This window comes from Robinsoniella sp. (assembly GCF_034124845.1).
The window spans coordinates 1-4,936 of sequence record NZ_JAWYAJ010000548.1 but is presented as its reverse complement, the minus strand read 5'-3'; the positions used below and the strand labels follow the sequence as shown (position 1 = coordinate 4,936).

Genomic DNA, 4,936 nt, shown 5'->3' with positions numbered 1-4,936 from the left:
TTCAAACGCGCTCTAGGGATGAATTTTCAAACAGGCTCGAGTACAAGCCAGCTTGTGCTATTCAGGGGGAGATACATGCAGAAAGTGTTCCAATATATCCAGAAATATAAAATGATTGAAGAAAATGACAGTATTATAGTGGGCGTATCCGGAGGAGCTGATTCGGTATGCCTGCTTTTTGTGCTGCTGGAACTAAGGGAGAGGATTCCTTTTTCCATAAAGGTTGTCCACATTGAACACGGAATTCGTGGACAGGACAGCCTGGATGATGCTGACTTTGTGGATAACATCTGCAAAGAGAAAGGAATTCCTTTTTATTTATATCCAGCAGATGTGGTAAAGGCGGCACGGGATAAAAAAATATCCGTGGAAGAGGCAGGCAGAGAGGCGAGATATGAGGCATTTGCAGATGTTATGAAACGTTTTGGCGGGAATAAGATTGCGGTGGCACATCATGCAAATGACCAGGCGGAGACAATCCTGTGGAACCTGGTGAGGGGCAGCGGTCTTAAGGGACTGTGCGGAACCAGACCGGTACGGGATTGTATTATACGTCCTCTTTTAGGCACATCCAGAGCAGAAATAGAAGCATATCTGGTCAAGCGGAAAATCCCCTACCGGACAGATAGTACCAATCTGACCGACGATTATACCAGAAATAAGCTGCGCCTGCACGTTCTGCCTTATCTGGAAAAGGAATTGAACGGGGCGGCAACTGCGCATATTGCGGAAACGGGGCGGCATTTGCAGAAGATTGAGGCATACATGGAAGAGGCATCCCAGAGGGAGGCGAAAGACTGCACCTGCATTTCAGAGGGAAGGGCCGTTATAGACACGGGACATTTTGCCAAAAAGCCGGAGGTCATACAAGAATATATTTTCCGATATTGTTTAAAAGAAATGGGCTGTGGGCTTCGGGACATTGGAAGTGTCCATATCGATAATCTCATGAAACTGCCTGATCTTCAACCCGGGAGAAGAATTCAGCTGCCGGGCGGATATACTGCGAAACGGCTGCCTGGACAGATCTGCATTTTCCGAGAAGAAGCAGACCCTGCAGAAAAGGCGGACACAGGGAGCGAGGATTTAGAATTGCAGATTCAGGTGCCCGGGACTTATGTTTGGAATGGAAAACGGATATCTTTTTCCAGAGAAATATATGAAAACCAAATTATTGAAGAAAAACCATATACGAAATGGCTGGATTATGATAAAATATACAATGCAGTTTCTTTACGCAGCCGCCGGAGCGGTGATTATTTTGTTACAAACCGGGAGGGCGGAAAAAAGAAATTAAAGTCTTATTTTATTGATGAGAAGATTCCACAGGATGAGAGAGACCGGATCTTACTTCTGGCGGATGGTTCCCATATCATGTGGATTGTGGGATATCGCATCAGTGAGGCATATAAAGTTACAGAAGATACAAAAATAATATTAAAGATACAAGTGGAGCAGGAGGCAAAGTAATGGAAGATAAGATCCGTGTGTTGATACCGGAAGAAGAGGTAAACAAAAGAGTAAGAGAACTGGGCGAAAAGATCAGTGAAGAATATGCAGGAAAGAAAGTACATTTAATCTGTGTATTAAAGGGAAGTGTGTTTTTTACCTGTGAACTGGCAAAGAGAATCACGATACCGGTAACAATGGATTTCCTGTCTGTGGGAAGTTACGGGGCAGGTACAGAGTCCAGCGGGGAAGTCAGAATCAAAAAAGATCTGGATGAATCTGTGGAAGGCCTGGATATTATCATTATCGAAGATATTATTGACTCAGGAAGGACATTAAGCCGTCTGGCAGAGATCCTGAAAGAAAGAAAACCGAACAGCATGAAGATCTGTACACTGCTTGATAAGCCGGAACGCCGTGTCACAGATGTAAAAGTGGATTACGTAGGATTCAATATCCCGGATGAGTTTGTGGTGGGATTTGGTCTTGACTATGCGCAGAATTACCGTAATCTCCCATATATTGGGGTTGTGGAACTGTAATTGCCACAGAGACTTACGTGATGTTGTAATGTACGACATTGTACAAATATTCAAGCTATAAATATGGTTTGAGCAATGCTGTACCAGATTGACAGAGAGGAGATTTAAGGCATTGAATAAGAGTTCAAGAAATTGGGGCATCTACATTATAATTGCGGTGCTCGTAGTTGCGGCATTTATGATGCTGAGGGGCGGATTATCCATGCAGGAGACGTACAGCCTCCAGGAATATTCGGCTGCGCTGGACAGCGGTAATGTGGTGAAAGTAGAGATTCACCAGAACAGCCAGGTGCCAACCGGTCAGTTATATGTATATTTAAAAGACGGAACAACCAGGAAGCTGAATGTGTCTGATGTAAAGGAGGCACAGGTACAGCTGACAGAAAAGGATGTTCCAACTGTTTTATTTGATATTCCAAAAGAAAGTATGTTTATGACAACGATATTCCCGGTGCTGCTGATGGGCGTTATGATGATTTTCTTGTTTAGTATGATGAATCGTCAGGCGTCAGGCGGGAATAATAAGATGATGAATTTTGGAAAAAGCAGGGCGACCCTTACTACCCCGGACAGCAAACGGGTTACGTTTAAGGAAGTTGCAGGACTGCAGGAGGAAAAAGAAGACCTGCAGGAAATTGTGGATTTCTTAAAGGAACCAAAAAAATATCTCCAGGTTGGAGCCAGAATACCAAAAGGTGTACTGCTGGTGGGCCCTCCGGGAACCGGTAAAACCCTCCTTGCAAAAGCAGTGGCTGGGGAGGCTGGCGTACCGTTTTTCAGTATTTCCGGTTCTGACTTTGTGGAAATGTTTGTTGGTGTGGGTGCATCCCGTGTCCGTGACCTGTTTGGAGAGGCGAAGAAAAATGCGCCCTGTATTGTGTTCATCGATGAGATTGATGCGGTAGCCAGAAGAAGGGGAACCGGAATGGGCGGTGGTCATGATGAACGTGAGCAGACCCTTAACCAGTTGTTAGTGGAAATGGACGGTTTTGGGGTCAATGAAGGAATTATTGTCATGTCCGCGACGAACCGTGTGGATATACTGGATCCCGCAATTTTAAGACCGGGCAGATTTGACCGTAAAGTTGGTGTTGGAAAACCGGACATCAAAGGCAGGGAAGAAATCTTAAAAGTTCATGCAAATGGAAAACCCCTTGGGGATGATGTAAATCTGGAAACCATTGCACAGACGACTGCCGGATTTACCGGGGCTGACTTAGAGAATCTGTTGAATGAAGCGGCTATTTATGCGGCAAAGGACAGCAGAGGATATATCAAACAGGCAGATATTAACCGGGCATTTATCAAGGTTGGGATCGGTGCGGAAAAGAAAAGCCGTATTATTTCAGAAAAAGAAAAGAAGATTACGGCTTACCACGAAGCGGGGCATGCAATACTATTCCATCTGCTTCCGGATGTGGGACCGGTGCATACAATATCAATCATACCTACAGGAACCGGTGCGGCAGGCTATACTATGCCTTTGCCGGAAAAGGATGAGATGTTCAATACCAAAGGACAGATGCTCCAGAATATTATCGTAGATCTGGGCGGACGGGTGGCAGAGGAACTGGTACTGGGAGACATTACAACTGGAGCTTCCCAGGATATCAAACAGGCAACCAAGCTTGCCAAGGCCATGGTAACCCAGTTCGGAATGTCTGACCGGGTGGGTCTGATCCACTATGGCAGTGATGACGATGAAGTGTTTATCGGCAGAGATCTGGCACATACCAGAGGCTTTAGTGAACATATTGCGACTACCATTGATGAAGAGGTGAAGAGGATTATTGATGATGCCCATACAAAGGCACATTCAATGATTGAGGAGCATATGGAAGTGCTTCACAAGTGTGCAAAACTGTTAATAGAGAAAGAAAAAATTGGTCGGGAGGAGTTTGAAGCACTATTTTAGTGAAAAGTGCACAAAAATAAGTAAGCAAATTTGTGAAGTTTGTGCACACTTATTTGGACAATAATGATATACTAATCATCGTAAAACCCCCCCCAATACATTATATAGTTTTTGCTACACCCCATAAGAAGAAATACCTTCTCCAAAAAAGACAGCAGATTAATGGCTGTCTTTTTTACTGTCAGAAAGCATTTTTTATCAGGCTTCCGGGAGAAAGTAAATAAGGCTTGTAGTAACTGTAGGAATGATATAAAATGGAATCAGGATATGATTAAGGAGTGTTATCATGGACATTAACCAATTGGAACGGATACAGAGATCATGGCAGTATGTAATGCGGATGCGGCCTGTTTTTAATATGGAAGCACTATTCAGTGATGAAACAGAGAATTACGTTATGCCAATGGAGCCGGAACCCCATGAGACGGTAACAATTCGCTTTCGAACGGCGAAAAATAATGTGGATGCCGTGTTTTTTATCAGTGGCGCAGACAGGCTTTTAATGCAGTTTGAAGAGAGCAGGGGGGATTTCGACTATTACAAAATAGAAATTACCGTAGGAGAGAATCCAATACACTATTACTTTGAAATACAGACCGGAAAGTTCCGGTGTTTTTATAATAAAAGAGGGGTGTCCAGGAATCTGCAGGAGTACTATGCATTTGCACTGGTGCCTGGATTTAAGACCCCGGACTGGGCAAAAGGCGCTGTGATGTATCAGATCATGGTGGATCGTTTCTATAACGGGGATAAGAGCAATGATGTAGAGGATAGAGAATATTTCTATATCGGAGATCATGCTTCCGGTGTGAAAGACTGGAACAAACGACCTGCATATATGGGAATCCGGGAATTTTACGGCGGGGACCTGCAGGGAGTCATGGATAAGCTGGATTATTTGCAGGATTTGGGCGTGGAAGTTATCTATTTCAATCCCATATTTGTTTCTCCTTCCAATCATAAGTATGATATACAGGATTATGATTATATTGATCCCCACTACGGAAAAATCGTAAGTGACGGGGGGCAC

At 44.1% G+C, this 4,936-nt stretch carries 4 protein-coding genes; all 4 read left to right on the top strand.

The window, feature by feature from the left end; translation table 11 throughout:
- The first annotated feature begins 75 nt into the window (after positions 1-75).
- Entirely contained in the window at positions 76-1,470 is a 1,395-nt protein-coding gene (gene tilS, locus ACH2DQ_RS27280; RefSeq protein ID WP_394911100.1) for a tRNA lysidine(34) synthetase TilS, read from the top strand.
- The gene (hpt, locus tag ACH2DQ_RS27275) at positions 1,470-1,991 is read left to right on the top strand and encodes a hypoxanthine phosphoribosyltransferase (protein WP_394911101.1); all 522 of its coding nucleotides are present in this window, start codon (positions 1,470-1,472) and stop codon (positions 1,989-1,991) included. Before tilS ends, hpt begins: the two co-directional genes overlap by 1 nt.
- A gap of 112 nt (positions 1,992-2,103) precedes the next feature.
- The gene (ftsH, locus tag ACH2DQ_RS27270; RefSeq protein ID WP_394911102.1) at positions 2,104-3,906 is read left to right on the top strand and encodes an ATP-dependent zinc metalloprotease FtsH; all 1,803 of its coding nucleotides are present in this window, start codon (positions 2,104-2,106) and stop codon (positions 3,904-3,906) included.
- A gap of 286 nt (positions 3,907-4,192) precedes the next feature.
- On the top strand, positions 4,193-4,936 hold a 744-nt coding region (locus ACH2DQ_RS27265), incomplete at its 3' end, for an alpha amylase N-terminal ig-like domain-containing protein (RefSeq protein WP_395028698.1).